Genomic DNA, 3,186 nt, shown 5'->3' on the forward strand with positions numbered 1-3,186 from the left:
CAACAGCCAAGTGGCTTTGAACAAAGTGAAAAGCCAGCGCCTTTAGACGCTGGCTAGAAAAAGAGGCTTACAGCCTCAGGCCAAGCCACCCGTTTTACGGGTGGTCCTGACTTACTACCATTTTACGAAGTGAGACCTGACTCAAGCTATGGATATACAACTTTATATAAATAAATAAAATAAATAAGCAGTCAGTAACTTTATAATATGCTGACTGCTTATTGTAGATTAATACATACCACCCATTCTGCTGCATTCATCTGCACATGTACCACATTCATGAGCACACTTTTGGCAGTGCTCATCTTTAAACTTTTCACATTCTTCAGCGCATTTATCACAAACAACAGCACATAGATTACAATAATCCTTTGCAAATTCAGTATTCATTGATAGAAGTGTTGATGACATTTCACACACTTTAGCACATTCAACAAGAATGCTCATGCAATTCTTTCTATCTGCTACATCTGGTTCATTTAAACATGCTTTAAAGCATTCATAACATGCTTGAGCACATCTGTTGCATTCATAGATACATGCTTGATATTTATTTATAGTCATAGTTGCTACACCCATTTTAAAAACTCCTTTTGTTTTAATTTTTTTCTGGAATTTATTATATGAAAAAACAATTATTTATATACCAATAAATAGGTTTAATACCTTATTAAGTTGGGTTTTTATAGATTTTGTTGTAACAAAAATGAATTTGGAAAATAAAGTAATAGTGGGAGCATTTTATCTTGGAGGGAAAAATGAATTGCGAAGTTATTGATTGCATTGATGCCGGAACGGAATACTGTCCCTGCCATCTTGCAGAAGCTGGGGAATGTATACTGTGTTCTCAGCTTCAAGGAAAGTGTTTTTGTGATTGTTTAAATTGGAAGGGAGTTTGCATATATGACAAGTTTCGTAACAATGGAAGTAAGGCAAAAAAAGGACGTGAAACATTTAATTGTAAGGTTATAGATGTAGAATTTCTTGAAAAAAGTTTGATTCTTGTAAAATTCTTAGCACCTCATAAGCTTGCTCTTGACCTTGTTTCTCCAGGTGGGTTTATTTTTATTAGAACGGATGAGAATTTTTACTTTGATATACCTATTTCAATATTACAATCTGATACAGAAAGTAACGTTATTTCAATTATGATAGAGGTAAGAGGTATAAAAACAAAGCGTCTTTTGAATATAGCAAAAGGTCAAGACATAGTTATCAGAGGGCCTTACTGGAATGGAGTTTTTGGTTTGAAAAATATTGATAATTTAAAAAATGGTAAGAGCTTGGTTATAGCAAAGGGGATAGGCATGGCTCCAATGCTGCCCGTTATAAAAAAGCTTATTAATAATGGAAATAAAGTAGATTTAATAATAGATAAGTCTCCTTATAAAAAATTATATGTTGAGGAGTATCTAAAACAATATAATTTGTCATATGATGAAGTGCCGGTGTTAGGAGAAGGAATACTTACAGCTGAAATCCAAGATATTATAAGAGATAAAATTGAAAAGGAAGATATAGGATTGTTACATTGTGCAGGAGCAGATATTCTTACCTATAAAATTTTAGATTATCTTGATCAATTAGATAGAAAAGATATCAAAACATCCTGTTGTAATAACGCCAAAATGTGTTGTGGCGAGGGCGTGTGCGGAAGCTGTACTGCAAGATTTAAGGGACATAGAGTAAAAAGGTTATGCAAAGTACAATCAGACCCAAGAAATATTTTTGAGGGGAGAAGGTTTATATGAAGGTTATAGTTGTTGGCGGAGGTTGGGCTGGATGCGCGGCAGCTATTGCATGTAAAAAAGCAGGTGCAGAAGTTCATATTTTTGAAAAAACAGATTTACTTTTAGGACTAGGTAATGTAGGCGGAATAATGAGAAATAATGGTCGGTACACAGCTTCTGAGGAGCTTAAATGTCTAGGTGCTGGTGATCTTATTGAAATTACGGACAGGTTAAGCAGACATAAAAATATAGAGTTTCCTGGTCATAAACATGCATGGCTGTATGATGTAAATAAAATAGAAGGTGCTGTATATAAATATATTAAAGATTTGGGAATCAATTTACATCTAGTTTCTAGAGTAACTGACATAGAAATAGTAGATAAGAAGATTAAAGGTATATATTTAAGTGACGGTTCCTATTTTGAAGGAGACATATTTGTTGAAACAACTGGTTCCACAGGACCAATGGGTAACTGCTTAAGGTATGGAAATGGATGTTCAATGTGCATATTAAGATGCCCATCCTATGGTCCAAGAATAAGCATTAGTGAAAGAGCAGGGGTTCAAGATTTTCAAGGGGAAAGAAATGGAGATCAGTTAGGTGCTTTCAGTGGATCATGTAAGCTTGAAAAAGACACACTGTCTGAAGAAATAGTAAAAGAACTTGATGAAAAAGGTGTTGTTATTCTAAAGATTCCAACTGAAGAAGTTAACTATAATAAATTGAGCAGCAAGGTATGCCAACAATACGCATTAAAAGAGTTTGCAGAAAATATAATTCTTTTAGATACTGGGCATGCAAAGCTTATGACAACCTACTACCCTCTAGAAAAGTTAAGAAAGATAGAAGGTCTTGAAAATGCTAAGTACGTTGATCCTTATGCAGGAAGTAAAGGTAATTCCGTAAGATATCTCTCTGTTGCACCTAGAACGGATGATATGAAGGTGTGCGGAGTAGATAATCTATTCTGTGCAGGAGAAAAGTCAGGTTTATTCGTAGGTCATACTGAAGCTATATGTACAGGAACTTTAGCTGGTCACAACGCTGTAAGACTTGCTTTAGGAATGCCACTTTTGATACTTCCAAGATCTATTGCAATAGGTGACTTAATAGCTTATGCAAATGAAAAGGCTTCTACTAGAGAAGGAAGAATGAACAGATATACCTTTGCTGGAGCAGAGTACTTTAAGAGAATGAAGGAACTAGGGTTATATACTACTAATATTAATAAAGTAGAAACAAGAATAAAGAAACTAAATCTTGATGGAGTTTTCAATATTAAATTAATATGAAAGTGGAATTTAGAAGGGTATCTCATAAGAAAAAGAGATGCCCTTTACTTATGTGCGCCCAGCATGGGCGACAGCTTGGTGGTGAAAGTCCACTACGGGGGTTGATAGCACCAACCGTTAGCCGAAGGCAAGGGTGTTCATCGTGAGATGAAATCTGAAGG

General features: G+C 34.9%; 3 protein-coding genes. 2 read left to right on the forward strand and 1 reads right to left on the reverse strand.

What is annotated here, in order from left to right:
- Positions 1-228 precede the first annotated feature (228 nt).
- Positions 229-579, reverse strand: a complete 351-nt coding sequence (locus tag CPJCM30710_RS17310; protein WP_212905387.1) for a four-helix bundle copper-binding protein — start codon at positions 577-579, stop codon at positions 229-231.
- A gap of 179 nt (positions 580-758) precedes the next feature.
- On the opposite strand from CPJCM30710_RS17310, the gene CPJCM30710_RS17315 reads away from it, so the two are divergent.
- Both CPJCM30710_RS17315 and CPJCM30710_RS17320 read left to right on the forward strand, forming a co-directional pair.
- A complete protein-coding gene (locus CPJCM30710_RS17315) occupies positions 759-1,751 on the forward strand; it encodes a sulfide/dihydroorotate dehydrogenase-like FAD/NAD-binding protein (RefSeq protein ID WP_212905388.1) in 993 nt (330 codons plus the stop codon).
- A complete protein-coding gene (locus CPJCM30710_RS17320; RefSeq protein ID WP_212905389.1) occupies positions 1,748-3,025 on the forward strand; it encodes an FAD-dependent oxidoreductase in 1,278 nt (425 codons plus the stop codon). Before CPJCM30710_RS17315 ends, CPJCM30710_RS17320 begins: the two co-directional genes overlap by 4 nt.
- The last annotated feature ends 161 nt before the right edge of the window (positions 3,026-3,186 follow it).

The organism is Clostridium polyendosporum (genome assembly GCF_018332455.1).
Lineage (GTDB): Bacteria > Bacillota > Clostridia > Clostridiales > Clostridiaceae > Clostridium_AY > Clostridium_AY polyendosporum.